The sequence below is a fragment of the Haloplanus sp. genome (genome assembly GCF_028275055.1).
In the GTDB taxonomy this organism is placed as follows: domain Archaea; phylum Halobacteriota; class Halobacteria; order Halobacteriales; family Haloferacaceae; genus Haloplanus.
Genome location: NZ_JAQCNJ010000046.1, coordinates 1 through 26,282, shown reverse-complemented (window position 1 = coordinate 26,282; position 26,282 = coordinate 1). Strand labels below are relative to the sequence as shown.

28 protein-coding genes and 1 pseudogene are annotated in these 26,282 nt (G+C 66.7%); 9 read left to right on the top strand and 20 right to left on the bottom strand.

All coding sequences use genetic code 11. The annotated features are described in order from the left end of the window. Positions 1-76: 76 nt before the first annotated feature. Together Q0925_RS06160 and Q0925_RS06155 are read right to left on the bottom strand one after the other, a co-directional pair. On the bottom strand, positions 77-832 hold the full coding sequence (locus tag Q0925_RS06160; RefSeq protein WP_299332922.1) for a DICT sensory domain-containing protein: 756 nt from the start codon (positions 830-832) through the stop codon (positions 77-79). A gap of 106 nt (positions 833-938) precedes the next feature. Beyond that, positions 939-2,699: a globin-coupled sensor protein gene (locus tag Q0925_RS06155; RefSeq protein ID WP_299332921.1), complete on the bottom strand. Its 1,761-nt coding sequence runs from the start codon at positions 2,697-2,699 to the stop codon at positions 939-941. Positions 2,700-3,310: 611 nt separating this feature from the next. Between Q0925_RS06155 and Q0925_RS06150 the strand changes: the two are divergent. Together Q0925_RS06150 and Q0925_RS06145 are read left to right on the top strand one after the other, a co-directional pair. Beyond that, positions 3,311-3,658: pseudogene (locus Q0925_RS06150) on the top strand (PAS domain-containing protein); the annotation flags it as partial. A gap of 122 nt (positions 3,659-3,780) precedes the next feature. Next, positions 3,781-4,734 (top strand): PAS domain-containing sensor histidine kinase, encoded by a 954-nt coding sequence (locus Q0925_RS06145; RefSeq protein WP_343218108.1) that lies wholly within the window; start codon positions 3,781-3,783, stop codon positions 4,732-4,734. Between the two features lie 98 nt (positions 4,735-4,832). Here the strand turns inward: Q0925_RS06145 and Q0925_RS06140 are convergent, their stop codons facing one another. Next, positions 4,833-6,338, bottom strand: a complete 1,506-nt coding sequence (locus Q0925_RS06140; protein ID WP_299332918.1) for a DUF790 family protein — start codon at positions 6,336-6,338, stop codon at positions 4,833-4,835. Positions 6,339-6,418: 80 nt separating this feature from the next. Here Q0925_RS06140 and Q0925_RS06135 point away from each other — a divergent pair, with 80 nt between their 5' ends. Then, positions 6,419-6,820 carry a hypothetical protein gene (locus Q0925_RS06135; RefSeq protein WP_299332916.1) on the top strand — a complete coding sequence of 134 codons (402 nt, stop codon included), beginning with the start codon at positions 6,419-6,421 and terminating at the stop codon, positions 6,818-6,820. Between the two features lie 152 nt (positions 6,821-6,972). On the opposite strand, the gene Q0925_RS06130 is transcribed toward Q0925_RS06135, so the two are convergent. Next, a complete protein-coding gene (locus Q0925_RS06130) occupies positions 6,973-7,464 on the bottom strand; it encodes a peroxiredoxin family protein (protein WP_299332914.1) in 492 nt (163 codons plus the stop codon). 41 nt (positions 7,465-7,505) lie between these two features. Then, the gene (locus Q0925_RS06125) at positions 7,506-8,249 is read right to left on the bottom strand and encodes a DUF547 domain-containing protein (RefSeq protein ID WP_299332912.1); all 744 of its coding nucleotides are present in this window, start codon (positions 8,247-8,249) and stop codon (positions 7,506-7,508) included. Between the two features lie 133 nt (positions 8,250-8,382). Between Q0925_RS06125 and Q0925_RS06120 the strand changes: the two genes are divergently transcribed. Then, positions 8,383-9,840 (top strand): radical SAM protein, encoded by a 1,458-nt coding sequence (locus tag Q0925_RS06120; protein WP_299332909.1) that lies wholly within the window; start codon positions 8,383-8,385, stop codon positions 9,838-9,840. Beyond that, positions 9,840-10,538: a class I SAM-dependent methyltransferase gene (locus Q0925_RS06115; RefSeq protein ID WP_299332907.1), complete on the top strand. Its 699-nt coding sequence runs from the start codon at positions 9,840-9,842 to the stop codon at positions 10,536-10,538. Before Q0925_RS06120 ends, Q0925_RS06115 begins: the two co-directional genes overlap by 1 nt. Positions 10,539-10,544: 6 nt before the next feature. Here the strand turns inward: Q0925_RS06115 and Q0925_RS06110 are convergent, their stop codons facing one another. The 3 genes from Q0925_RS06110 to Q0925_RS06100 are packed head-to-tail and all read right to left on the bottom strand — an operon-like array spanning position 10,545 to position 13,668. Further along, entirely contained in the window at positions 10,545-10,838 is a 294-nt protein-coding gene (locus tag Q0925_RS06110; RefSeq protein WP_299332905.1) for a DUF3006 family protein, read from the bottom strand. After that, positions 10,831-12,264: a lamin tail domain-containing protein gene (locus Q0925_RS06105; protein WP_299332902.1), complete on the bottom strand. Its 1,434-nt coding sequence runs from the start codon at positions 12,262-12,264 to the stop codon at positions 10,831-10,833. Before Q0925_RS06105 ends, Q0925_RS06110 begins: the two co-directional genes overlap by 8 nt. A 54-nt stretch (positions 12,265-12,318) precedes the next feature. Beyond that, positions 12,319-13,668, bottom strand: coding sequence for a DEAD/DEAH box helicase family protein (locus Q0925_RS06100; RefSeq protein ID WP_299332899.1), 1,350 nt, complete (start codon positions 13,666-13,668; stop codon positions 12,319-12,321). Between the two features lie 51 nt (positions 13,669-13,719). On the opposite strand from Q0925_RS06100, the gene Q0925_RS06095 reads away from it, so the two are divergent. The 3 genes from Q0925_RS06095 to Q0925_RS06085 all read left to right on the top strand — a co-directional run bounded on the left by Q0925_RS06095 (position 13,720) and on the right by Q0925_RS06085 (position 15,360). Beyond that, positions 13,720-13,890 carry a hypothetical protein gene (locus Q0925_RS06095; protein ID WP_299332896.1) on the top strand — a complete coding sequence of 57 codons (171 nt, stop codon included), beginning with the start codon at positions 13,720-13,722 and terminating at the stop codon, positions 13,888-13,890. A gap of 80 nt (positions 13,891-13,970) precedes the next feature. Beyond that, the gene (locus Q0925_RS06090) at positions 13,971-14,165 is read left to right on the top strand and encodes a hypothetical protein (protein ID WP_299332893.1); all 195 of its coding nucleotides are present in this window, start codon (positions 13,971-13,973) and stop codon (positions 14,163-14,165) included. A gap of 73 nt (positions 14,166-14,238) precedes the next feature. Further along, positions 14,239-15,360, top strand: a complete 1,122-nt coding sequence (locus Q0925_RS06085; protein WP_299332891.1) for a pyridoxal phosphate-dependent aminotransferase — start codon at positions 14,239-14,241, stop codon at positions 15,358-15,360. Here the strand turns inward: Q0925_RS06085 and Q0925_RS06080 are convergent, their stop codons facing one another. The 4 genes from Q0925_RS06080 to Q0925_RS06065 all read right to left on the bottom strand — a co-directional run bounded on the left by Q0925_RS06080 (position 15,361) and on the right by Q0925_RS06065 (position 20,115). Next, the gene (locus tag Q0925_RS06080) at positions 15,361-16,440 is read right to left on the bottom strand and encodes a DUF2891 domain-containing protein (protein WP_299332889.1); all 1,080 of its coding nucleotides are present in this window, start codon (positions 16,438-16,440) and stop codon (positions 15,361-15,363) included. It abuts the gene before it with no gap. A gap of 176 nt (positions 16,441-16,616) precedes the next feature. Then, entirely contained in the window at positions 16,617-17,798 is a 1,182-nt protein-coding gene (locus Q0925_RS06075) for a redox-regulated ATPase YchF (RefSeq protein ID WP_299332886.1), read from the bottom strand. A 45-nt stretch (positions 17,799-17,843) separates the two neighbouring features. After that, on the bottom strand, positions 17,844-19,205 hold the full coding sequence (locus Q0925_RS06070) for an MEDS domain-containing protein (RefSeq protein WP_299332883.1): 1,362 nt from the start codon (positions 19,203-19,205) through the stop codon (positions 17,844-17,846). Positions 19,206-19,263: 58 nt separating this feature from the next. After that, positions 19,264-20,115 (bottom strand): polymer-forming cytoskeletal protein, encoded by an 852-nt coding sequence (locus Q0925_RS06065; protein WP_299332881.1) that lies wholly within the window; start codon positions 20,113-20,115, stop codon positions 19,264-19,266. A gap of 101 nt (positions 20,116-20,216) precedes the next feature. Between Q0925_RS06065 and Q0925_RS06060 the strand changes: the two genes are divergently transcribed. Beyond that, positions 20,217-20,414 (top strand): DUF5800 family protein, encoded by a 198-nt coding sequence (locus tag Q0925_RS06060; RefSeq protein WP_299332879.1) that lies wholly within the window; start codon positions 20,217-20,219, stop codon positions 20,412-20,414. A gap of 110 nt (positions 20,415-20,524) precedes the next feature. On the opposite strand, the gene Q0925_RS06055 is transcribed toward Q0925_RS06060, so the two are convergent. The 8 genes from Q0925_RS06055 to Q0925_RS06020 form a co-directional block, all read right to left on the bottom strand. Further along, a complete protein-coding gene (locus Q0925_RS06055) occupies positions 20,525-20,941 on the bottom strand; it encodes a GNAT family N-acetyltransferase (RefSeq protein ID WP_299332877.1) in 417 nt (138 codons plus the stop codon). 90 nt (positions 20,942-21,031) lie between these two features. After that, complete coding sequence (locus Q0925_RS06050; RefSeq protein WP_299332874.1) at positions 21,032-21,760, bottom strand: dolichyl-phosphate hexose transferase; 729 nt, start codon at positions 21,758-21,760, stop codon at positions 21,032-21,034. 42 nt (positions 21,761-21,802) lie between these two features. Then, entirely contained in the window at positions 21,803-22,552 is a 750-nt protein-coding gene (locus Q0925_RS06045) for a ribonuclease H-like domain-containing protein (RefSeq protein WP_299332871.1), read from the bottom strand. 219 nt (positions 22,553-22,771) lie between these two features. Further along, entirely contained in the window at positions 22,772-23,218 is a 447-nt protein-coding gene (locus Q0925_RS06040) for a thiol-disulfide oxidoreductase DCC family protein (protein WP_299332868.1), read from the bottom strand. Positions 23,219-23,561: 343 nt separating this feature from the next. Further along, positions 23,562-24,188, bottom strand: coding sequence for a response regulator (locus Q0925_RS06035; protein ID WP_299332865.1), 627 nt, complete (start codon positions 24,186-24,188; stop codon positions 23,562-23,564). 97 nt (positions 24,189-24,285) lie between these two features. Continuing rightward, positions 24,286-24,576, bottom strand: coding sequence for a HalOD1 output domain-containing protein (locus Q0925_RS06030; RefSeq protein WP_299332863.1), 291 nt, complete (start codon positions 24,574-24,576; stop codon positions 24,286-24,288). Between the two features lie 409 nt (positions 24,577-24,985). Beyond that, on the bottom strand, positions 24,986-25,393 hold the full coding sequence (locus Q0925_RS06025) for a hypothetical protein (protein ID WP_299332860.1): 408 nt from the start codon (positions 25,391-25,393) through the stop codon (positions 24,986-24,988). Between the two features lie 487 nt (positions 25,394-25,880). Further along, a partial coding sequence (locus Q0925_RS06020) for a helix-turn-helix domain-containing protein (protein ID WP_299332857.1) occupies positions 25,881-26,282 on the bottom strand: 402 nt, incomplete at its 5' end.

Below are 26,282 nucleotides of genomic sequence, written 5' to 3'. Positions count from 1 at the left end.
GGCCCGTCCACGTGGACACTTGTCGGCGGTCCGTGCCGCGGGTCCTGGCTTCGGGACGAACTCCCATCCGCGGCGATTAGAGGTCGGGTTCCACGCCGTCGGTTGAGGTGTCGTACGTTCGATCGAGGTACGCGAGGAGGGGGTCGACGAATCCAGGATCGTACGTTAGAACACCGTAAAACTCGTTGTCGGCGCGTTCACACGCGAGCAAGGCGGTCTTCTGGGTCTCATCACCGCCGCCGTCGAAGACGACGAACCACGTTTCGGCGATCTCGTCCGCCGGGACCGCGTGAACGTGGCCGGAACCGAGGTCCGGTGGCGTGGCGTCGGGGATACCGTAGGCGTGTACCGAGACACCTTGGCTGGCGAGGTCGGCGTAGACAGATCGTTGGTCTGTCATGGCAGAACAGCGCTGGAACCCCGCATGAATCGAGCCCTGACCGATCCGTCGGGCGCGATCCTCGATCTCCCGGGAGCCGTAGAGCAACTGTTCCGTGTCGTAGGACGTGAAGGTCGTCTCCTTGAGATGCCGGAGAATGGTCCGGTATTTTCCGTTGGTAACGCCGAGTCGGCCGGCCTTTGTCGGCACGTCTCCGAGTAACTCCCTGAGAGTCGAGCCATCGACGACCGCGAGTACGACACGCCGGTTGCTAAGGACCGCGACATCTTCCGGGGCTTTCGAGGCCGTTTGTCCGACGGTGATCCGCACGTTCAGCATCGCAAACTGCGTTCTAAGAGCCTCGTGTATCGCATCGGTTGGGTCGACGTTGAACAGACGGAGTTCCTTCTCGTGGTGTTTGACACACTCGATACTGGCCCGCAGATCGGTCAACGGAGCCGCGTTCGTATCCATCCAACACATCTCTTTTGTGTTCAGCCTCGGTGCCCCTTGTCCGGCATCGTCGGCCGTTGGAGCCTGTCGTTGTGTGAAGCGTCGGTCACGCCAGGTCGTTCGGGTCGAGGGTCCCGATAGCCACCGCTCGAAGTTGTTCGTCGGAGAGCAGTTCCGCCGCGGCGTCCGGCATGTCGTCGGGGAGATCGGCCGGAATCGACACCTCGTCGGGGGCCGTCGTGGTGACGGCGTCTCGCCCGCCGTCCGTGGCGGAGCGGTCACCCGATAGGCGCGTTACCGACTCCTCGACCTCCGAAACCATCGCCGCCTGTTCCTGATTCGCGGCAGCCAGGCTTTCGGTTTCCTTGGCGACGCGGTCGGTCCGACCGACCACATCGTCGACCATCGACGCGATCTCCTCGGCGGTAGCCGCCTGGTCGTCGGTCGCGTCTGCGACCTCGCTGATCCCGTCCCCCGTTTCGGTGACAGCCTCGACGATTTCGGTCAAGCTGTTCATTGCGTTCTGCACCTGTTCGATACCCTCGTCGACCTGTTCGGTCGTGGCAGCGAGATTCGCCGCCGTCTCCTCGGTATCCGCCCGGATTCCATCGACCATCGTCTCGATATCACTGGCGTGGGTCTGTGACTCCTCGGCGAGTGATTTGATCTCGTCGGCGACGACGCCGAATCCCTCACCCGCCTCCCCGGCACGGGCGGCCTCGATCGAGGCGTTCAGCGCGAGCATGTTCGTCTGCTCGGCGATGCCGTCGATGGCGTCGACGAACTCGTCTATCTGTTGAACGCGATCCTGTAATGCGGCGACGTCGTCCGCGACGTCGGTTACCGCCTCGCCGATGTCGTCCATGACCTCGGCAGCGGTGTCGGCAGCCTCCTTGCCGTCCACCGCGAGCGTTTCCGCCCGCTCGCTCGCGTTCTCGACCTGGTCGGCTGTCGAGGCGACCTCCTCGACCGTCGCCGAAAGATCCGCTACCTCGGACGAGATGTCGTCGACCCGTTCCGACTGGTGGGCCGCCGCATCGCTGATTGCAGTGGCGCTCTCGGCGACGTCCTCGGCGCTCGTTTGGAGGTCACTCACCGGTTGTTTCACGTCCGCCTCGACATCGGCCATCAGTTGCCGGTTGCGCTCGGTCTCCTCTTCGAGTTGCTGGCTGTAGGAATGAATGTAGGTGTCGGTGACCACCTGCATATCGAGATCGATCAGTCGGAGAATCGCGAGGAGATCCTGCACGGCGTCGTCGACCTCCTCCTCGATCGCCGCTTCGATCCCGCGACGCGAGACCCCGGCGTGTGGTCCCGGTTCGTCCGTTCGCTCGCCGGACACAGGTTCGGCCCCGCCGTCTGTGGCGGCGTCGGTCAGTCGGTCGGTGAGCGATTCGACGAGGCGGTCGCCGACCAGCGGGAGGATGAGGTCGTAGTAGACACCGTACTGGCCGAGATACTGCTTCATCGGCATCTCCAGCAGGTCGTGAAGTTTGCCGATACGGGCCCGGTCGCGGAAATACTCCGTGCCGTACTCACCCTCGGCAAGCGTCACGAGATACGCCGATTGCGTCCGCTTGAGTTGTTCGAGATCCTTCGGCGAGCGCTCGATAACGGAGACCGTCTCGTCGTGGTCGGTCAGGTTATCATAGAAGTCGTCCGCCACCTGTTCGGCGTTGGCGGCGAAGTCATCCTGATACGTCCGGAGGCGGCGGACATCGTCGTCGGTGAACCCGACGAACTCCTTTCGCCACCGGATTTCGGACTCGTCGAGGCCGATGGCGTCGACCAGCGAGTCAACGTCCAACTGGTCGTTGAGACCGCCCTGTCCGAAGTCGTCGCGGCCAAACTGTGGCGAATCGGCCATAACAGGTGCGTAGAGTGAACGGCGACATAACTCCCACATCTAGATAACGGCATGCCGTTCGAGGCGTAGTCCGTGAAAAGAACGGATGGCGTTGCCGCTGGGTCTCGGCTGTGAGACTCGTGCTGTATCGGGAGTCACGACGGATCGGGAGGGGCCGCAGTGACCGATGTACGCCGACAAGGGTGGCGCTCGAGCGTGAAGGTGGCAAGCGGTTCGGAGGCCGTCGGCTGTGCCGGCGAACGGGTCGCCGCCATCATCACCGACACAAAGGGGACGGTCGGACACACGAACCCGGTGAACCCGGTGTTCGGAGCCCGGTCCGGCCGTACAGGTTCGGGGGCGAGGTCACACTCGGGAACGACTCACCGCGTGGAGCAGATGTCGTACCGGGGCCATCTTATTCGTCCGTCGATTCCTCCCTCCACAAGCCCGGTGTGTCACGCCGCTCGATCACCCCCGACCGCCGGATGGATCGAGGTGGGACCGACACCACGACATCGGTGCGATTCCGGCCCGATGGTCACACAGCAGGATGGTTTGACACCACGCAGGTGGATGCCCCCGGCAACGGACGGTAGGTATTATTATACCCACCGCGTCAGTCAAGACCAATGGGAGACGCTGAGACTTCGAACAACCGGAGCCAGAATCGGGCAGGCCGGTACCGGAAGCTCGTTCAAGAGTCCAACGATATCGCCACGATCATCGACACGGACGGAACGATAACGTACGTCAGCCCCGCGGTTACCCGTGTTCTCGGCTACGACCCGGAGGAGTTGATCGGGAACACCGGATACGAGTACGTCCACCCCGACGACCGGGAGCGAAACGCCGACGCCATCGAGGCCGTTATCGAAACTCCGGAGGAGCCACAGGTCGTCGAGGTCCGGTTCAAACACGCCGATGGCACCTGGTGCTGGATCGAGGCAACGATGCGGAACCGGCTTCAGGACGACGTTATCGACGGGATTCTACTCAACGGCCGTGATATCACCGAGCGGAAAAGACAGGAACGCGAACGCGAAACGCTCGCCAAAGAGTACAAGGCGCTTCTGAACAACGCGGCCGACGTCATCTTTTTATCGATGTCGACACGTCGAGGGAGATCACGTTCCGGTTCGACCGCCTCAGTCCGGCGTACGAGCGACAGACCGGACTCACGACCGAACAGGTTCGTGGCCAGACGCCGCGTGAGGTGTTCGGTGAGGAGCGGGGTGCGAGGCTGGAAGCGAACTATCACCGCTGTGTCAAGGCCGGAGAGCCGATCTCGTATCAAGAGGAACTGCGGATCGGCGGGGAGGCACGCGTCTGGCAGACGAGACTCGCGCCGGTTACCACCGGCGGTGAGATATCCGGTCTCGTGGGAATCACTCGGAACGTCACCGACAGCGTCAAGCAGGAGCGACGGCTCCGTCGTCAGAACGAGCGCCTCGACGAGTTTGCGAGTGTCATCTCACACGACCTTCGCAATCCGCTCAACGTCGCACAGGGCCGCGCAACGCTTCTGGATGAGCAAATCGAGAGCGAACACACGGGGCCGCTCGTCCGGGCGCTCGACCGGATGGAGGCCATCATCATGGACACGCTAACGCTCGCTCGGCAGGGGGACACGATAGAGGAGGCGGAGTCGGTCAGGCTGACCGACCTCGTTGGACAGTGCTGGGGGGTGGTGGACACGGACGAGGCGACCCTCGAGATAGCAGACGAGTTGGTGTTCGACGGTGACCGCGACCGGTTGCAACACGTGTTCGAAAACCTGTTCCGAAACGCCGTCGAACACGGCGGTCCGGGCGTAACGGTTCGTGTCGGCTGTGTCGGTCCGGACACCATCTACGTCGAGGACGACGGGCCCGGAATTCCTGTAGACCGGCGCGACGAGGTCTTCGAACCGGGTCATTCGTCCACGAGTGGCGGCACCGGCTTCGGGCTGACCATCGTAAAACGGATCGTAGAGGCCCACGGGTGGACGGTGAGCGTAACGGAGGGGTCAGATGGCGGAGCACGGTTCGAATTCGAGTTCGAGATGTCACAGTAGGGGAGAAAGCGGCGGTGCGTTCCGTTGGCTCCGTGTTGCCCCCGGTGGTCCCAGCCACGGAACCCGGACCCGAACGATTTCGTATCGCGACATTGGATTCATCGACTTTTCTCCCGGAGTGTGCCCCCGCTCAACCCGTCCCACACGACCTCGTAGCCGAGACGCGACAGCACCGCGCTCGTCTCGGTGACGCCAGACGCCGCGAGACGCTCCTCGACCGCGTCGAACGACATACCGGGGTCGAGGTCGGCGGCAAGCGCCGACAACAGCGACGGCCGGAACAGCCATCCACCCACGCGCTCGTGATCGGGGAAGGCAACATCCTCAATCGTGTCCACGCTCACGCCGTGGCGCTCGGCGACCGTCGACAGCGCGACAGCGTCGGCCCCCGGGTGGAGCGTGTCGGGCAACTCCGCCCGCGTCTCGGCGACGAGTCGCTCCTCGTAGCGCCGGAGAACGTCGACCACGTCCTTGACGCGAACGGTTCCGGTGTAAGGGATCGCCCGATGATCCCGAGCTTCGATGTCCTCGGCCACGCCAAGGCTCTCGTCGACGGCGACGAGCATTTCGACGTCCTCGAGGTCGGCGAGTTGGCCGAGCTTTTTCGAAACGTACTCCGGGGTCCAAAAGCCCATGATCTCGAAAAACACCCGGAAGTCGGCAAACCGGTAGTCGAAGGCGAAGTCGGGGATCATCACCTGGGAGCCGACCGCAAGCGGTTCGGGTTCGCGGGCCAGTCTCCAGTCCAGATCGAGCGCCGAGAAGCGGGCGGCGAAGTCGGCCTCGACGCCGCTGTCGTAGGTTGGTTCGGCGATTGGGTCGACCCCCGGGACGCCGATGTCGTCGCCGTCGAGCGAGAGTTCCCGCTCGGTCCCCCGGTCATCGATCGTCGCGTCGAGCCGCCACTCGGCGGTTTTGGCGACCGAGCGCAACAGGCGGGCGAAGGCCGTTCCGTACCGACGGCTTCGTCGGAAAAGGTGGTCGGGTCCCGTGACGACCACCTCGCGGCCCGTGTCGGTCCGGCGTACCTCGTACATGAGGCCGAGACGTTTCACCGCGGAGATCACGGCCCGGGGATCCGAACTCCGGACCCGGACCTCGACGGCGTCGAACAACGCCGTCTGTGCCAGCGAGAGGTCGTACCGATCGAGGAGTGTGTCCGGCGTCCACCGGGGATCGAAGTCGACCAGCACCTGCCGAACGCCGCGGTCGGCGTACAACGACGACTCGGCGGTGCCGGCGTCGACGCCGAGGCGGTCGGCCGCGCGGTCGAGTGCCCGGTCGCGGTCCCCCTCGGAGACGACGCCGACGGCTTCGGCGGCCTCGAAGACGACGCGGCGCACGCGCTCCGGCGGGACCGACGCCTGCGTTTCGAAAATCGCATCGCGTTCACACAACGCGGCGAAGCCGCGAACGAGTTTGAAGTCGTCGGCCTCCGACTCCAGCGTGTCGAGGGCGTCGTCGAGCGCCGCCCGGGGGCGGCCGACGTGGTCCGCGAACGCGCCGAGGACACGCGCCGCGAGTGGCCGGTGGGCACGGTCGGCGAACTGCGGGTGGTAGCCCCCGCCCGCTCGCGACACCCGGAGCAGATCCTTTCGGAGCACGGGTGAGCTTGTGGCGGGCAGGGTAAAATCCCGCCGCCGTCGAGGGCAACGCTCTTTTCGGTCGCGGCGGTGCCCACCGTATGGACAGGCGCGCCCTCCTCTGCCTCGCCGGACTCACGCTGACCGCGGGCTGTTCGTCGAACCCGCCACGAGCCAGCGGACCACGGACCCCGCCGACGCCCGGCGAGCCGACGTCGTCCGGGTCGTCCGGATCGTCCGGGTCGTCGCTTCGTGTCACCGATCAGGGCGTCGAACCCGCGGACGACGGACATCTCAGGGTGCTGGTGACGGTGACGAACCGGGGCGGGGCCGAACGGGCGGGCACGCTCGTCGTCACGGTCTCGGTCGAGGGGTCGACAACGGAGCGACGCCGCGAGGTGAGCGTCTCCGGGGACGGCGAGCGCGAGGTCGTGGTCGGCTTCGAGGGGGTCGCCTTCGATGACTTCTCCGGTGGCGGGTCGCTCCGCTCGCGGGTGGAGTAACGCGCGGTCGGGCCGGTCGTGGCGGGCGGTGTCGATGAGGATACGGTTGAGGTTCCAGAGGTGGGTCGGCGTCACCGCATCGGCATCGCCGGGTCGGCGGCGGTGTTGCTCCCTCGTTCCCGGACGCGCCGCCCGCGCCGCCGCCCCCGATCTCACTCCCGGAGGTCGTCGAGTTCCGCGAGCAGGTCGTCGATCTCGGGACGGTCGAACGTCGAGGAGCCGCGGTGGACGTACGCGATGGCTGGCTCTGCCCCGCGTCTGTCGACGATAACCACCTCGGGCATTCGGCCGAAGAGGTCGGAAAACCGGCCCAGAACCCCGAATCGGACGGGCTGATCGTAGGCGTCTCCCGCCTCGGTTTCCGGATCCGCCAACAGCGGGTAGGGGAGATCGTACTGTGCCTGCCACGATTCGACCCGATCGACCGGCTCGGGGACGATGGAGACGACTTCCGCGCCGCGGTCACGGAACTCGTCGATCCGGTCGGCGAGGGACTGGACCTGCGACCGGCAGTTCGTACAGTAATGATCGCGCTGAAAGAAGAGAACGGCGAAGTCGACGTCGTCGGGGAGCGACCCCAGCGAGAACGGATCCGGGCCGGCCGCCACGTTCGGGAGCGAGAACGACTGTCCCTGGGTTGTCATAACGACTGGTTGTGGCCTCGAACCCAAAACGCCACCGGCAGTTACTCCACGAACGCCCCGGCGGCCCGTGACCAGTCCCACGACAGATACCGGACCGTCGGCGTCGCGTCGGCGGGGATGACATCGTGGGTCCGGAGCAGCGACCGGAGTCCCGACGACCCGCCGAAGTCGCCGCGGAACCACAGGCAGACGCGGGGGACACGGACGACACCCGCACTGGGGTCGTACTCGACGGTCCGGTCGAGGTGGTGACGGGTCGCCAGATCGAGTTGGTCGTCGACGCGGGCGGGTTCGTAGGCTCGGATCGCCGGACAGCTCTCGGCTCCACAGTTCAACGCGAAGTGGATTCGCGGATCACAGCCGTCGAGACGGTGGCGGGACTCGAAGGTCGTCACGAGGAGTTTCGGGAGGTAGCCCAGTCCGTACTTCGAGCGTCCGCCCCGGAGCAGCCCGTTCTCGATGCGGTCGAGCGAGAGCGGGGTGCCGGCGACGGTCAGCGCGGGCGCACGAAAGAACCGCACGATCCGCAACGGGCTATCGTAGCGCTCGGGTCGGTCGCCGAGAAGGAGTTGCGTGCCCGCGTTGTAACAGTTGAGCCAGAAGGCAAGCGCAGTCCGTCGGTCCGTCCGAACGTCGTGGAGGTCGGCGTCGGTCGCCGCGGCGATGGCGTCCCGATACCGGTCGGTCGGGTCGTTGCGTTTGCACGCGACGAGCAACGCTCGGGCGAGCGCCGTCGGTGAGTCGTCGGATTCCGGCGGGTGCGTGGCCAGTGCCGGTGATGGCATGTGATATGTGGGTCACGGCGTCGAAAAAGGGTTGTGCGGGCTGGCGTCGGTAGCGTCAGAGTGCGGGACGGGCGTGGGAGCAGGCGTCACACACCTGCGATACGTTTATTCACCGGGAGTCCTCCCCACTCCCATGGCAAGCGGTGACGTGCTCTCGACGACGACGAGTCTCTGCCCCGACTGTCTGGAACAGGTTCCGGGGTGCTATGAACAACGGGACGGCGGCGTGTTCCTCAGCCGCGAGTGTCCGGACCACGGCGAGACGTCCCGTCGCGTCTGGGGGTCGATCGACCACTGGGAGTGGGCCGCCGAGTTCGGCCCGAGTCCGGAACACGACGGCGGCGACCTGACCGTCGACGACGACCACGCCTGTCTGGCTATCGTCGAGGTGACCGACGACTGCAACCTCTCGTGTTCGTACTGTTTCGCGAGTTCCGGCCCGGGCGGCCCACACCGCTCGACCGAGGAGATCGAGTCGCTGCTCGACACCGTCGCGGAGGCGGGCGGGCGCCCGATCCAGTTCTCCGGGGGCGAACCCACCGTCAGAGACGACCTGCCCGACCTCGTGGACCGCGCACGGAGCCGCGGCATCGACCACGTCGAGGTGAACACGAACGGGATCCGGCTGGCGACCGAGAACGGGTACGCCGCGGCACTCGCCGACGCCGGCGTCACCGCCGTCTACCTGCAGTTCGACGGCCTGACGAGCGAGACATACGAACGGATCCGCGAGGTTGATCTCGTCGCGGAGAAACACGACGCCATCGAGGCTTGTCGGGCGGCCGACCTGCCGGTTGTTCTCGTTCCGACGGTCGTCCCCGGCGTCAACGACGACGAGATGGGCGATATCGTCCGGTTCGCGCTCGACAACCGGGACGTGGTCCGCTCGGTCAACTTCCAGCCCGTGGCGCATTTCGGTCGGTACGAGGCGAACGACGGCCGGTTCGCCATCGACGACGCCACCCGACTGCTCGCCGACCAGATCGAGACGCTCGATCCGCGGGACATGCTCCCCGCGCCCTGTTGTTCGGCCTACTGTCAGATCGGGACGGCGTTCGTCCCGCAGGACGCGGGGCCGGCCGGCGGCGACGGCGACGACGGCGACGCGTTCATTCCGTTGACACAGTACGTCGACGACGGCCTCTGGGACACGCTCTCTGGGCTGGTCGACGAGAGCGACTACATGGAACTGCTCGCCGGCACCGCCGCGGGCGAGGAGTGGGCGTGTAAGACCGCCGGCTGCTGTGGCGTCGACGTGCCCGGCGGCGTTGAGGGGCTGTTCGACGAGGTGGTTCCCGTCTCCTTCACCGGCTTTATGGACGCCGACGCGGCCGACGTGAACCGACTGAGCAACTGTTGTCTCTCGGTCCCGACGCCGGACGGCGACCTCGCCCCCTTCTGTGGCTACAACATGACGACCGAGAGCGGCGAGTACGCCCTCCGAACCCGCAACGGGTGGGGTGGCCGGGCAGCGGTCGACGAGCCACTGGCGGGCGAGGACGAGGACGACGGGGCGACCGGATCCGGGTACGACGGGACCGCCACCGACGGTGGCTGTGGACCGGGCGACCACGGGGGTGGGTGTGAGTGATGGACGGACTGCTCGATGCGGCGCTCGCGAACCCGTGGGGCACACTCGACACCGTGCTCGATGGCCCGCTCCACCCGGGCGGCACCGAGGCGACCGCCGAACTACTCGACCGGGCCTGCGTCGGGGCGGGGACACGCCTGGTGGACGTGGGCTGTGGCGCGGGCGAGGCGCTGACGGTCGCCCGCGAACGTGGAGCCGAGACCGTCGGCGTCGACCCGTCTCCGTCGGCCAGCCGGGCGCTCCGGGCCGACGCGACGGCCCTCCCCCTGCGGGACGGCTGTACCGACGTCGTGCTCGCCGAGTGCGTGCTTTGTCTCACCGATCTCCCGACCGCGCTCTCCGAGGCGAAACGGGTTCTCACCGACGGCGGACGCCTCGCCGTCTCCGACGTCGTCGTCGAGGGCGACCGGCCCACGGTCCCCGATCCGGTCGCCGAGGCGCTTTGTCTCGATGGCGCACGGAGTTCCGAGACGCTGATGGCCTACCTCGTGGACGCAGGCTTCGACCCGAGAGCGACACGGGACCACCGCGACGACCTTCTTGCGATGCGGGATCGGGTGACCGAGCAGGTCGACTACGAAAGCCTGCTCGGTCTCATGGGTGAACGGGGTCGGCGGGCACTGGACGCCATCGAAAACGTCGAGCGGGCGGTCGAGACCGGCGACGTGGGGTACGTCTCCGTCGTCGCGGAGACCTGAGCCCGGTTACGAGTCGTCCGGCGGGCGCTCGGAGAGGCGGTCGAACCGGTTCTGTGCCCGCGCCGCCCGGTCGTCGGTCCGGTCGGCATCGTATTCGGTTTCGAGTAGCGTCCCGTCGGCGACGGTGATCCGCAGGACCGCGTCGTTGCGTCGAGCCTTTTCGGGGAGGGCGTCGGTCTCCAGCACCGCGTTACCGATCTCCTCGCCGTCTCGCTCGACAAAGACCGTCGCGAACCTGTCCTCGACGGCGTCGACGACCGCCGTGTACCGGCCGTCGTCCAGCGCCTCGATGTCAGTCATACGTCTCTCGAAGAACCGTGTCGTTGTCACTGTTGTGCACGATTACCGTGTCGCCGTCGTTGTTCCAGACCGGCGACTCCGATCCCCAGTACAGGTTACCGTCGCCGTCGGCTCCGGTGCCGGTTCGCACCGTCACCGTCTCGCCGGGGTCGAGCGTGTAGCCGTCGGGGAACGCGTACGTCCGGCCGGCCTCGTCCTCGACACGCCAGTCCGTGAGATCAAGCGTGGCGTCGCCCGCGTTCTCGAAAACGACGTACTCGTCGTCGAGGTTCTCGCGGTCGTCCCCTTCGGCGTCCGGCTGCACCCCGGCAACGACCATCTCGCCGCTGGCCGGAGCGTCGGTCCCGCCGTCGGTCGCGGTTGGGGTCGGAGGCGGGGCCGTGTCCGACCCGCCACCGAGGCGGGCGCGGCCGGCGACAACGCTCTGATTCCCGGGGTCGATGGGGTCACCAGCCCGGAGGTCAAGCGGTGCCGTCGGTGCCGCGGCCTGGGTTCGGACGGCGACACCGCGTCCGTCGCTGATCAGAACGACATCGCCGTGGGTCGCCGTCCAGTAGGTCGGCACCGATCGGTCGGCGAACCGCCGGAGGGTCTCGTCGGTCGGGTGACCGTACCGGGAGTCGTGGGCGCTGGAGACGACGACCGCCTCCGGCCGAACTGCGTCGAGAAACGGTTCCGTCGAGGAACTCGACGAGCCGTGGTGGCCAGCCTTCAACACGGTCGACCGGAGCTCATCGCCGTAGGTCTCGGTGAGGTAGGCCTCCTGATCGTCCTCCGCGTCGCCGGAGAACAGGATCCCGGTCTCGCCGTGTGTGAGTTTGAGAACGATGCTGTTCTCGTTTCGAGCCTCGTTTTCGAGGTACGGGTCCGGGGGACCGAGAACGTCGACATCGACTCCCTCCATCGGCACCGTGTCGCCCTCGCGCGTCTCGTACAGCGTCACGTCGTGGGCCTCGACCGCATCGAGATACTCGCCGTACGTGCCCGTACTCGCGGCGATACCCGGGTCGTAGACGGCTCCGATCCCGTCGCCTTCCGTCTCGAACCGTTCGATGACCGCCGCGTTGCCGCCGATGTGGTCGGCGTCGTTATGCGAGACGACGAGGTGGTCGACGCGTTCGATGTCGTGGCGCTCCAGATACGCCAACACGTACGCGCCGTCGTCGTTGTAGTGACCGGTGTCGATCAGCATCGTCTCGCCCGTCGGCCCGACGACGAGCGTGCTCACCGACTGGCCGACGTTGATGAAGTGGACCTCCACCGTCCCGTTCGGGGCGTTTGCCTGGTCCACGGCCGCCGTCGCCGTCGGCTCCGACGGTTCGTCGACCCCGCCACCTCCGTCGACGGGGCCGGCGCCGCCACACCCCGCGAGAACGACGACAACGGCGACGAGAACGACGCGGATCGGCCGTGACGCTAAAACCATGTGTTGCCTACACGGCGCGAGGATAAAGAAGGGGGGTTCCGCTCGGTCCACGGTCTACCGCCGGCGTTCCGCGACCCGCTCCTCGGCCGTCTCGGCGCTGACCACCTCGTAGAGAATCGCTCCTCGGCCGTCCGCCTTCGGCCGGAGGAGTCGCCCGAGACGCTGGGTGAACTCGCGTTCGCTCCCGCTGCCCGAGAGAATGACACCGACGGCGGCGTCGGGCACGTCCACCCCCTCATCGAGAACGTTCGCGGCGACGACGCGGGTGTACGTTCCCTCGCGGAACCGATCGAGTATCGACCGGCGCTCGCTTGCCCCCGTCTCGCTCGTGATGGCCGGGAGCAGGAACCGCTCGGAGAGCCGGTAGACGAGGTCGGTGTGGGCGGTGAAAACGATGGTTCGCTCGCCGCGGTGACGTTCGAGGATCCGTTCCAGAGCCGCCACCTTCGCGTCGGAGTTCATCATCACCTCACGGGCCTCCTGTTTGGCGAGGAGTGCCTCCCGGGCCTCCGGATCGGAGCCCGACCGCATGACGAGTTCGCGGTAGTCGCTTCCGCGCTCCATCGAGAGCCCCGACCGCCGGAGGTAGTCGACGAAGGTCCCCTGAGCCTCGTCGTAGGCCTCGCGCTCCGCAGGCGTGAGTTCCACCTCGACCCGCCGGAGTTCGTAGTCCGCGAGGTGGTCGCCGGCCAGGTCGTCCACGTCGAGGTCGTAGACGACGGGTCCGACGAGGTCCGCGACGGCCGTGTGTGCGCCGTCCGGGCGCTCGAACGTCGCCGTCAGGCCGAGGCGGGCGGGCGCGGGAAGCAAGCGCGCGATGTCGCGGTAGTTCTCGCCGCCGAGGTGGTGAACCTCGTCGAAGACGACGAACCCGAAGCGGTCGCCGAGTTCGTCGGCGCGAAGATACGCCGAGTCGTAGGTCGCGACGGTGAGCGCTTCTATCGACCCTTCGCCGCCGCCGAGTTGGCCCACCGGAACCTCGAACTCCGTTTCGAGTTCGCGCCGCCACTGGTGGAGAAGGTCGACGGTCGGGACGACGACGAGCGTCGGCGTCGACAACGCCGCCATCGCGCCGACCGCGATAACGGTCTTACCGCTTCCCGTGGGGAGTTCGAGAACGCCCCGGCGGTCGTTGTCACGCCACGCGTCGAGGGCTGCGGTCTGGTACGCCCGGAGGTCGTACGTCGTCGAGAGACCGAGGTCGGGAAGATCGAAGACGGTGTCCTCGTGGTCGACACCGGCGTTCTCAAGCGCCGCAACGAGGTCGGCGTACCGGTGGCCGGGCGCACGGAACGTCAGACTACGGTCGTCTTCGGTGACCGGGAGGCCAGCGACGCCCGGCGGGTCGGGAATCTCGCCGTCGAGAGTGATCGTCCCGTCGTCGTACCGGACACGGCGGGTCACAGTCAGGATTGGAGGGGTGGAACTAAATGCGCTCCGCCCGCGGGGTCGACCATGGGCTCCGACTCCGGGAACCTCGACACCGAGGTGGAAGCGTTTCTCGCCGCCGCCGAAGGCGTCTACGACGAGTACGACGACGGGTATATCGACGCCGACACCGCGTTGTCACAGTTGGGCGACCACGTCTCGACGCTCCGGGACGCCCACGAGGACGACGCCGAGTAGGCGGGCGATGCCCGCTCCGCCACGCTCACCCCCACGAAGCGCACCTTTTTGACTCTGGGTCTTGAAGCTGGTACTGTCTTATGGCTAACATTTCGGCCGGATCGATACACGGAGTCAGCACAGTTTCAACGCTCGTCGACGCCGCGGTGGCGTTCGCCCGCGGCCGGCGAAAGAGCGGGGTCCTCCTCCTCGGGGCGGCCGCGCTCTCGTCGCGCGTCCCCGGACTCGGAGTGGCCGTTTCGGTGTTTCTTCGGCTTGCCCGAAAGCTCCGGTAATCCCGTTCAGTTCGTCGCTGGCGTCGGGTCAGAAACGGGAACACCTATCACGACCCGGACCCGGAACGGGAATATGACCGAGTTCTCCACGCGCGTCGAGTCGATATCCATCAGCGGCATCCGCGAGGTGTTCGAGGCGGCCGGCGAGAACGCCATCAACCTCGGCCTCGGCCAACCGGATTTCCCCGCGCCGGGCCACGCCCGACGGGCGGCCGTCGACGCCATCGAGGCGGGTGACGCCGACGCCTACACCGAGAACAAAGGGATCGAACCCCTTCGGGCGGCCATCGCAGAGAGACACGCCCGAGAACAGGGCGTCGATGTCGACGCCGGCGACGTCATCGCCACCGCGGGCGGGAGCGAGGCGCTCCACCTCGCCTTGGAGGCCCATGTCGACGCCGGCGACGAGGTACTGATCCCCGATCCGGGGTTTGTCTCATACGACGCGTTGACGAAACTCACCGGTGGGACGGCCGTGCCGGTTCCGCTCCGGGACGACCTGACGCTTGATCCTGCGGCCGTCGAGGCCGCCATCACCGACGACACCGCCGCCTTTGTCGTCAACAGCCCCGGCAACCCGACCGGCGCGGTGTCGCCACAGGAAGACGTTCGCGAGTTCGCCCGCATCGCGGACGACCACGACGTGGTTTGTATCTCCGATGAGGTGTACGAGCGGTTCGTCTTCGACGGCGATCACCACTCGCCGCTCACATACGCCGACACCGACAACGTCGTCGTCGTCAACGGTTGTTCGAAGACGTACTCGATGACGGGATGGCGGCTGGGCTGGGTGACCGCCTCGACTCCCCGGATCGAACGGATGCTCCGTGTCCACCAGTACGTGCAGGCGTGTGCTTCGGCCCCCGCACAGTACGCCGCCGAGGCGGCGCTCACCGGGCCACAGGACCACGTCGACGAGATGGCCGACACGTTCGAGAAGCGCCGTGATCTCGTTCTCGACCGACTGGAGGAAATGGGACTCGACGTGCCTACGCCCGAAGGCGCGTTCTACGCGATGCCGGAGGTGCCGGACGGCTTCGTCGACGCCTGCCTCGACCGGGGCGTGATCGTCGTCCCCGGCGAGGCGTTCGGCGACGCGGGCGCGGGCCACGCGCGGCTCTCCTATGCGACCGACACGGCGACGCTCGAAGAAGCATTGGACGTGATGGCCGGGGTAGTGGTGGACCTCGGCTGATCACGCGTCCGGCGTGACTCCGCCCTCGTTGCGCGTGAGGAGGTACAGCACGAACGACTGGAGCCAGTGTGACCCGGCATACGCGTCGGTGAACGCCCGTGACACACCGCGTTCGGCGTGTCGCGCCCCACAGCGCCTGGCCGCCTCGGCCGCGCCGTCGCGATGGCCGTCAAGCGTCTCGGCCACGCCCGCCAAACACCACGCCCGCGAGAGGTTGAGACCGAGCAGGTGGAGTGCGGTCCCGTCCGTGGGGTCCGCGGGAACCTCGACGGGGTCGAGCGAAAGGCCGTCCGCGTCGAGGCCGGGCAGGAAGTCGTCGAGCCACGCCGCGAACCGACTCGGATCGAAAACGCGGCGCAACAGGTCCGCCTCGGTCAGCGACGGCGACAGAAAGTCGAGCCCGAACGGTTCATACGCCGCGGGGGCGTCCCGATCCGTCGCGAAGTGGTCGGTCGCCGCCTCAACGACGGCCGCAGCCAGTTCGTCGGCTCCAGTGGTTCGGGCGTAGTCGAGAACACAACACAACGCGAATGCGGTGTTGCCGTGCGTGCCGACCCTGTTGGGCCGTGACGGGGAACGGAGGTCCGACTCGACGAGGGTGACGATCCGACGTTCCAGCCGATCAAGGATCGCCCGCCATTCGGCGGCCCGGGCGTCGTCCCAGAGGGACAGTTCGGCCGCGAGTCGGAGAAACCACCCCCAGCCGTACGGTCGCTCGAAGGTCGGTTCCACCTCGAACCGTTCGACCTCGCGGGCGACGCCGTCGGCGGTGAGGCGAGCGTCGATCCGGTCGACGGCCTCGGCACGGGCGGGGTGGTCGTCGAACAGGCGGAGCCCACGCACCAGCGTCCAGTGGCCGTGAACGGCCGAGTGCCAGTCGTAACAGCCGTAGAAGACCGGGTGCCGTTCCCGCGGCCGCTCGGGGCCGTCCGGGCCGTCAACGCGCCCGACGTGGTGGGGGAACTCCGTCTCGAGGCAGTCGAGCGCCGGTCGCGAGAGACGGGCGGCCCCCTGACGGCCGATCCAGTCGGCGTGGCCCGAGAGAAGCGTCGCCGTGTCGACGCCGTCGAATGGGGTCATCGGTGATGGGGCGTTCATGCGTCGGCCATATCAAGCTGTGGCGGTGATACGGGCGATAAACGTGAATAAACTGGTTTCGGTGGGGGGAACGTCACGTTAAACTATCCACGTGCCGCAAGTTTACTTGCCCGCTGACGGCCCCTGGCCCCTCCCCCTCCCCCTCCCCCCTTCCCCGTTCAGTTCGCCGTGCTGACAATTTTGATCACGTCGCCCTCGCTCAGTTCGTGGTCCTCGCCGATCCGTCGGTCAGAGCGGGCGTCGACGGCGTGGAGGTAGCCGTCGCCGATGTCGGAGTGAATGGCGTAGGCGAGGTCACGCGGCGTCGACCCCCGGGGGAGCAGGACGGCGTCGGGGAGAACCGCTCCGCTCCCGTCCGTCCATCTCGTCTCGTTTCCGACCGGGTAGACCGTGACGTGGTCGAGAAGGTCGTAGACGGCGTGGTCGATGGCGGCCTGAACGCCGGTGCCGCCGTGGTCGGCCATCACCTCGCCGATTCGCTGCAACCCCTCGCGTTGGGCGTCGGTCACGTCGCCGACGATGCCAAACGCCTCGTCACCGGGGTCGTAGTCGACGACGCCCGCGTCGCCCGCGGTCCGGAGGGCGAGTTCGCCGTCCGCCGTCGTCGGGATCACGGGGCGGTCGGTTTCCCGGAGGCGGGCAACGTTTTCGGGTGGCGCGATATCGACCTTGTTCGCGAGGACAACGAGCGGTTTGGTGCGGGCCCGTATCTCGCGGGCCAACGCGGTGCGGTCCTCGTCGGTCCACTGGATGGGGTCCTCGGGGTAATCGAGCGCTCGGAGGCTGGCGGCCACGTCGGCCACCGTCGCGCCAAAGCCCGTAAGTAGGTCGGTCAGCGTCTCGTCGATGTCGAACTCCGGCGACCGGGACTTGCGCTCGACCGACTCCCAGTTGCTGTCGACGATGCCCGCGAGCCACTGATCCATCTCGCGTTCGACGAAGTCCACCTCCTCGAGGGGGTCGTAGTCGCCGACCTCGACGGGTTCGCCCTCGGCGTTCGTCCCGCCGGAGGCGTCGACGACGTTGAGAATGGCGTCGGCGTTGGTGAGTTCGTCGAGAAACTGGTTGCCGAGACCCCGTCCCTCATGTGCGCCGGGGACGAGTCCGGCGACATCTAGGAGTTCGACGGGAACGTATCGTTTCCCGTCGTGACAGTGCTCGTTGCCACACCGCTCGTCGCGAGCGAGACAGGGGCAGTCGGTCCGTGCGTGGGTCACCCCGCGGTTGGCGTCGATGGTGGTAAACGGGTAGTTTCCAACGTCCACGTCGGCCCGCGTCGCGGCCCGGTAAACCGTTGACTTGCCCGCGTTGGGCTTGCCAGCGAGCGCGAGAGAGAGCATACTGGACGTGGGCGGGTCGGCGGCAACTGCCTTTCGGTCCGTGGATTATGCCTCGACAGGCCGGAGGTCGATGGCGATCCGGCACTCCTCGGGGTCGTCGTCGGGGAATCGGAGCGTGCCGCCGAAGTTCTCGACAATCCACTTCACCAGCCAGAGCCCCAGTCCGTGGCCGTGAGACAACGGCGTCTCGATCCCGCGCCGGAGCGCGCGTCGGTCGCGTTCCGGAACCGGCTCCCCGGGGTTCGATACCTCGACGGTCACCAGCCCATCGGTTCGGGAGACGGTGACCGTCGCGGAGCGGGCGTCCGCAGTGCCGTGGACGACGGCGTTGGTGAGCAGTTCGACCAGCGCCGTTCGCAGGTGGATGTCCGCGAGAACCGTCGGCGCGTCGGTCGTGTCGACCGCGATAAACACCTCGGGGTGTGCGTCGTGGACCTCGGCGACGGCGTCGGTGATCATCTGGCCGAGGTCGACCCGATCGATCGTCGATTCGGCGAGCGTTCGTTGCACGTGTCTGGCCTTGTCGGCGCGGTCGACGATGCGGGTGGTGACACGCTCGATGGTCTCGAGACACTCGCAGCCGGCGTCGTCGAGTGCCTCGTTCTCCTGAATCTTGGAGACGTTACCGAGAACAACGTTGAGGTCGTTTCGGATGTCGTGTCTGAGGATTCGGTTGAGCACCGAGAGACGCTGTTCGTGGCGTTCGAGTCGCCGCCGGCTCCGGGCGATGTCGTGGGTCTGTTCGAGCATGAGCGCGGCGTTTGGCCCCGGTTCATCGGTCTCGACGTACTCCTCCGGCGGAACGTAGTAGGGGTTCCGACAAAGCGTCTCCCGATAGACAACGTACTCGTGGCTCCGGAGGGCCTTGGCGATGGCCTCGTCGTCGAACTCGTCCAACCCGTACTGACAAAGGGTCACGGTCGGCAGGTCGGAAGACCGGGCGTCGAGCGCCGCCTCGAACGTTGCCACGTCGTCAAAGTCGTTCTCGGTGCGGAAACACCACGAGTTCTCGCCGACGGCACAGAGCCCTTGCCGGCCGGCGCCGACATCCTCGGCGGCCGTCGCGAGCGCCTCGACGACCCGGTCGACGTCGAGGTGGCCGTCGTCGGGATACACCTCTGCAGCCGGGCGGATCCGCAGGTCCCCGGCGTCGATCCGAGCGTCGATGTCGATACCGGCGTCGCGGAACCGCCGGTGTACCTCGTCGGTGTCGGTGTCGTCCGTCAGGTAGAGACACTCGTACTCCCGCTGGAGCGCGCTCGCGACAAAGGCCGCCGCGACCCGGAGTTGCAGATCGGGGGAGTCATAGAACAGTGCGACGTGTGCACCGGGCTCTAACTCATCGAACTGTGCACGGACGTCAGCGTACCGGCAGTCGGCCGCGGCGACGTCCTCCCCGTCTAACATACGATAACATGATGTCCCCGTCGTCATGAAAGCTGTGAACCACCGTGGGGACGGCCGTTCACTCGATTTCGCGGCCGGCGTCGGGGCGGCGGATCCGCATCTCGCCGCGGGATCTGATCGAGCCGTCGACGACGGCGTCCTCGTGAAGTTCGAGGTCGGTGCACGAAACGTCGCCGAGAACGCGCACGCCCTCGTCGAGGCGGACGGTCCCGCCGCGGGTGGTCACGTCGCCGTGGATACGCGTGTTCGCACCGACGGAGATGTCGCCGCGAGCGCGCAGGCTCCCGAAGACGTTGTCGTCCGCGCCCATCTCGATGGACTCGGCGCGGACGTTGCCGTGGAGGCGGCAGTCGTCGCCCACCTCCGCGGCCGTCGAAACCCGCCAGGAGTCGTCGGAAACGTCGCTCCCGCGGGGGATCACCAGCGGATCGTCCGGGGCCTCGCCGCCGAGCGCCTCGGCGATGCTCTCGGCAGCGTCGGTCTCGCCGACCCGGAGCAGTTGCGAAAGGACGATAAAATAGAACACGAGCGTCGGGACGGGGTTTCGGATCACGATCCAGCCGTTGGCCTCGAACCCCTCGTCGATCTCCACGTCGTCGCCGATGTCGAGGTCGCCCGAGACCATCAACTGACCGCCCACGTGGACGCGTTCGCCGAGATACGCGTCGTCACCGACAAGAACGTTGCCCGCCACGTCACACCACACGTCCAACCGGCAGTCGCTCTCGGCCTCGATGTCGCCGCCGAACCGGACACGCTCGCCCGCGATGACGTTCCGGCCACGGACGCCGAACTCGACGGTGCTCTGTCCGCCGACGATCACGTCGCCGTCGGTCACGAGGTCGTGTTCCTCGACGGTCGTCCCGTCGGGGATCTCCAGCGAATCGAGCGGATCCCTTCCGAGTGCCACGCGCGTTCGTAGACGCCGCTATTATTAAAACGGCCGTCAGACAGCCGTCCGACAACGGCTCGAAGGGAGGGGTTTTCACCGACGGCCGACAACGGCCGCGCATGACCACGCTCGCCTTCGATGAGGACGGCGTCGACGTTGTGTACGAGGGGACGGAGTTCAGACTGGAGAAGGGACTGATCGAGGACGCCATAGAGAAGTCTTACCCCGACGTGACCGACCACGAGGTGTTACAGATGGTCGAGAAGGATCCGGCACTCGGCGGCGAACCACGACGGATCGGCGACATTCTGCGGTAGGCGTGTCCCCCCGGCGCTCGGGTGGCTACACGGAGCGATCCCGTCAGGACCGGAACGCGCCGGCGTCGTGGGGCCTCGACGTCCGAAGAACCCGCCGACCGGGACGCCCGCTACCGATCAACGTCGGCGGTCATGGTGTGTCGTCTCCGCTCGAATCCGAGTTTCTCGTCGAAGGCGATGGCGCGGGCGATCAGTTCACGGGCCAGCCCGCCTCCTCGGTAGGCGTCGCGGACGTAGATGTCGACGACGACGGGACGGTCGGGGCGGTCGAACACGCTCGGCGATTCGTCGAGGTCGGTCGTGACGAATCCGGCGACCGAACCGTCGATGTCGGCGATCCACGCCCGATACCGCTCCGTCTCGTGGCGGTTGGGCCGATGTGTGACTTCCTCGGCGACGAGGTCGACGCCGTCTGCAAGCGCAAACCGGTCGACGAGTCCCTTGCGCTCCCGGTGAGACGGGAGCCAGAACTTCTCGACGTAGCGACGGACGGCGGCCTCGTCGGCCGGGAAGGGAACGATATCCATGTGTGGCCGTGACACGAGCGGTTCTTGTCCCTGGTGACGCCGCCGGCGGTCGGCGGACGGGCACCGTTCTCGGTGCCGGGAACACCGGCGCTACGTCCGCTCAACGACGTCGGTCGTCGACACCGAGTCGAGCGACGTGCCGAACCGTTCCTCGATGCCGACCCGGAGAATGGACTTCGCGATGGCGGCACCACCACGGAAAGGGTCGAGTTTCGTCTCGCCGGCACGTTCGTCGTAGTCGATGGTCGTCTCCGTGACGCGGTAGTCGCGAGCGACCGGCCGCATCAGGAGTTCGGCCGACAGCCCGGTGTTTTCGGTCCACTCGATCCGGTGGAGAAGGTCACGGCGGTAGGCGCGCATCCCCGTGGTCACGTCGTGGAGGCGCCGGCCGAGCAGGAGGCTGGCGAGCCCCGCGAAAATCCGGTTACCAAGCCGGTTGAGCGCCGGCATCGTCTCCGGGTTGGGCGTGATACGGTCGCCGCTCACGACATCGTACCCCTCGTTGATCCGGTCGAGAAAATCGGGGAGACGCTCCATCGGGTAGGTGTCGTCGCAGTCGGTCGTAACGACCACCGGCCGGTCGGGTGTGCGGACGGCCTCGTGGACGGCGACGCCGTACCCCCGTGGCTCCTGTTCGATTACCCGGGCGCCCATCCCGCGTGCGATCTCCGGTGTCCGGTCGTCGGACCCGTCGACACAGACCACCTCGGCCCGTCCGTCGGTCACACGTTCGATGTCTGCCAACACGCTGCCGATGGCCGCCTCCTCGTTGTACGTCCCCATCACGACGGACACGTCGTCGAAGGTGTACTCGCTCATACCCCCACCTACGAGCCGTCCCACTTGAGCGTTTAGGTTTGCCTAAAACGTTGCGTCGGGTGGACAACACGCCTCGTGGAGGCGGTCGGTGACCAGATCCGCGAGCGTCCGGAGGTTCTCGGTGTCCTCGCGGTTGTACGAAACGAGCGTATCGAGTGCGGCCTCGTCGCCGCGTTCGTACTCGCGCCAGAGGCGAACAGCGTCCTTGCCGGCGAGGTCCGGCCGGTCGCGACCGATACCAACCTCCGCCTCGATACGCTTGAGACCGCCGGTCAGATCGAGGCGGCGACACGGGTACATGAGATCGAGATGTGGTGCGGTGATCTCGAGGTCGAAGGTGTCCTCGAGAAAGGGCACGTCGAAGCGTGCGCCGTTGAACGAGACGATCAGGGGTGCGTCCACGAAGCGTTCTCGAAGCCGGGGAGCATCGAGGTCGTCGCCCCGGATCAGGGTCTCCGTGTCGCCGCCGCGGTGGACGCTCACCGTCGTCACGTCGTGGCGGGCGGCGTCGAGACCGGTGGTCTCGATGTCGAAAAAGAGCGCGTCGTCGCGAAAGTTCTCGTAGAGGCGCCAGCGCTCGCCCGAAGGGAAGGAGTCGTGGAAAAAGCGGGCGTCCCCCCGGCGGAGGTGGTCGGTCGCCACATCGACGAACTCACCGATACGGTCGGCGGTCGTCGGCCCAACGACGGAGCCGTCGAACTCCTCCCAGTGGGTGATGCCGGCCTCCCAGAGGCGGCGTTCGGTCGTCTCGCCGACGCCGTGTATCGGGATGAAACTGTTCTCGATGCGCACAAACGTGGGTGAGCGGTCGGGCGATAAAAAACCTCGCGTCATCGACTGCGGTCGGTCGGCGAGTGGCGACGACCCCGGCGACAACGGCGTTGAACCCCCACCGAACAGACGGGCAACACCGACCGGGAGGAGTGCCGGGCGGCCGCGATGTCGAGTGACGCGAGGGTAGGTCGGCGAACGGAACGGATCCGTGTATACGGACGGTTGACACGGGGGCGCCTACGGGAGAAACCGGTCGGCGACATCGTCGTCGGGGACGAGACACCGATCCCTGCGCCCGAACCAGTCGTAGCGTCTGTTGGCGACGGCGTCGTAGAGGCGGTCACGGACGGCGGTCGGACAGAACCGGCCGAGACGGGCCAGACGGTAGGGCCAACCCAGCAGTTCGCCGATCCGGATCGCGGCGTCCGACTTCGTGTACGCCCGGTCGCCCTCGACGAGAACGACCGTATCCAGATCGTCGGTCGGGAAGCCGTGTCGGTTCAGGAGCGCCCGCCCTGCCTCGGACTGGAGCGGCGCGAACCGGAGGCGTTTCTCGGGATCACGGGGGATCAGGAACCCGACGAGCCCGTTACAGAGGTTGCAGACGCCGTCGAACAGAACGACCGGGCCGTCCGGATCGGGGCTCGCGTCGACCGAGCGCGAGGCTCGCGGCTCATCGGCCATACGATTCGATTGGGCCGCTCGGTTGAAGATCCCCTCGGTGTCCGTGCCAAGCGCCTCCGCCGTCGGACGCGATGGTGAGGTCGATCCGGAGGCACACAGCCGACCTGTGGTGACGGGTTCTTCGGTGTCGTCGTAACCGAGCGTAGCATCGTCGACCGTCTCGGGGAACGTCGACCGAGGAGGGTGTCAAGCCAAATTCGACGACCCGTATCGGCGGCGATAGACGGCAGTACACACGCCGTGTGCCCGCCCGCGGTGTCGTCCGTTTCGTTCCGCGGCGGGACCGGGCCGGGGATTGTCACCCCGGGTAACGGCGCGTTCGGTGACACCTTGCCGATCCGTTTCACGGGCGCAGATCGGTGTTCTCGTTCTCGATCTGTTCACCGGTCAATTCGTTCTCGATCCGCGCAAACACGGTCGTCTCCGACCGGGACCGCAGTTCCTCGATTGTGCTGTCTATCGACGCCCGTGCGTCCCCGATGTCGCTCACCAGTCGATCGAACGCCTCGCTCGCTTCCAACTCGTCTGCGGGAACCTCCTCTTTCAGCGCCTGCCGTCGTGCCGTCAGGGCCAGTAGCTCCGTGATGTCGTCGTTGTACGTTCTGACCAGTGCCGCCGTTTCCACCATCGACCGCAACTGTCCCCTCGTGATGGGTTTCGTGACATAATCGTCGACCGGAAGGGCGGCCATCTCGGGAGACGGCGAGACGGCCGTGATCATGATCACCTGTGCGTCGCACCCGGTCTCGTCCAGTCGGTCCGCGACCTCGTCGCCGGAAAGCCCCGGCATTCGGCGGTCGAGAAGCACGACGTCCGCTCCGTGGTCCGCCACACCCTCCAGGGCCGCCTCACCGGAGTATGTCGTTTGAACGTCGTACTCGTCCGCGAGCCATATCTCGAAGAGATCGGCAAGGTTCTGCTCGTCTTCGACGATGAGGACGCGTAGCTGTTCGGTGTCCGTTGGTGTCATATCTCCGGTGTCGGGCGCACGGGTCGGCGGGGAGTCCCTGATCCGCCGTCCACGGGGGGGTGGATACCGGACGGTACCGGCGTGGCGTGCATGCTCCTCATGGGTCACGCTCGACGATCACGCGGACTGACGACCCGTACAGAACCGTCACCCGACAGCTCTGGTGCTGAAACTTCACCGATGGAAGCCACCCGCCGTCGCCCGTGGCTTGTGGCCTGAACAGTCCGTCTAAGTTCTCGACGTCGACGGACTGGTACAGTGGCGGCGTCTCGGACAGTTCCGACCACTCCTGGATAGCTTCGCGGATCGTTACCCCGACCGCGTCGGCCACCATGACCGGGCGGTCGAAGCCTCGTACCAGTTCCGTCTCCGTCGTCCATCCTGACACACCGCATACGTCTGTCTCTCCCTGGGGTTTCGTATCTGAGACGGCACTCGGGTTCCGTTGACGGCTCACATCCGTGGTACCGCCCACTGCGGTACAGCGTCTTCGCCTCTCGCCATCGGTGTCCGAGCATGGATACCGATCCATATCGGTTATAGGCGTGTCTCAACCGTGGGAGAACGGTGCCATTGGTCGCCGGGCACTCACCGTTGAGGGTTCGTTTCCGTCGGGATACGTCGGTGAACGACGTCTCGGCTCCGTTCGTGTGGTGTGCGATGTCGGCACCCGGTGGTCGTGGTGTCGTACCGGCGGTGGGTCGGTCAGAGCAGCGTGAACAACATCCCGAAGGACAACAACAACACGGCGATTGCGTACACCCAGACCAGCAGGTGGTGAACGGCCGAAACATGTCTCATGCGCTCTCGTCCGTCGTCCGGCGAGTCGATTGCCGGCGTTCTCGCCCGAGTCGCGTGGCGTACCGGGACTCCACGTCCGACAGTTCGTCGTCGATGCGGCGGTGGAGCGTGTCGATCCGCTCGGAAAGGCGGGCGATGTCCGAGCCGTGGTCGGCACAGCCGGTGGCTGCGCGGTTCCGGAGTCTTCGCCTCCGCATGGTCAACGAGACCAGTTCCGCGATACTGGCGTCGTACGTCGCCATCCGCATGGCCGTCTCGACGCGTCCGAGCAGTCCGTCCCGACCGACCGGTTCGGCGATGTACCCGTCGATGAAACCGTCACACGGGGTCAGCGTAGCAGGTGCAAGCACCCGGCAGCTACCACGCCGCCGGCTGATCGGGCCACGGGCACGTTCCCCCGCCATCGTTGGCGTCCGGTGGTCGACGACCACCACCTCCGTGCCGGGATGGGGCGGTATCGTTTCCCCGCGGCGGACGGTCTGCGTTTCGTATGTGTCCGCCAGCCAGGACGCGCAGCGGGTGATCGAACCGGTCTCGCCCGCGATGACGACCGCCGGAGCCGACGCCGAACGGCCGAGGACGTCGTCACCTGTGGTGGGTCAAACGACCGCGTCTGCCGGGACGTCGTCGTGGGAGTCACTCCGTTGTCCACCGCGGAACACTGCCATACGCCATGGCGTGTCCGTGGTCGTAACGCCTTCACTGGCATCTATATCGGGCCGTGCCGCTCGGCCCCGATGTGTATTCGAGTGTGACATGGCCTGCACCGTTGCCGGGGGAGTTTCGACCACGTGGACGTGGGGGTGTACCGCGTGTGATGTCTCGAGACCGGAACGGCGTGGGCTCGGACGGAGCCAAAGCGACCGGCGTCGGGGGAAGCGCTGTCGGCGCCTACGAGAACAGTTCCTCGAGCAGTTTGCGCTCCGCCGCCCGGAGGTGCTGGCTGAACGTCGACTGTGCGATACCCATCTCCGCGGCGACGGTGTCCGCGTCGGCGTTCCGCGGCCAGTCGAAGTACCCCGCGTGGAACCCTATTTGGAGCGCCTCGCGCTGTCGATCCGTCAGTCGGTCGTCGACGGCCGTGGCGACGGTCGAGTCCGACTGCCGGTCGACGGACCGGTGACGTTTGGCGACCAGTTCGGCGCCGTCAAGCACGTCGGTGACGGTGTCGACGTACTCCCGAATCTCGGTTTCGTACGGCAACCGCACCGTCACGGCGATATCGTTCGAATCGGGGCGTATCTCGACCTGCTGGAGCGCGGCACCCTGTCTGACCAGTTGCCGCGTTGGCGA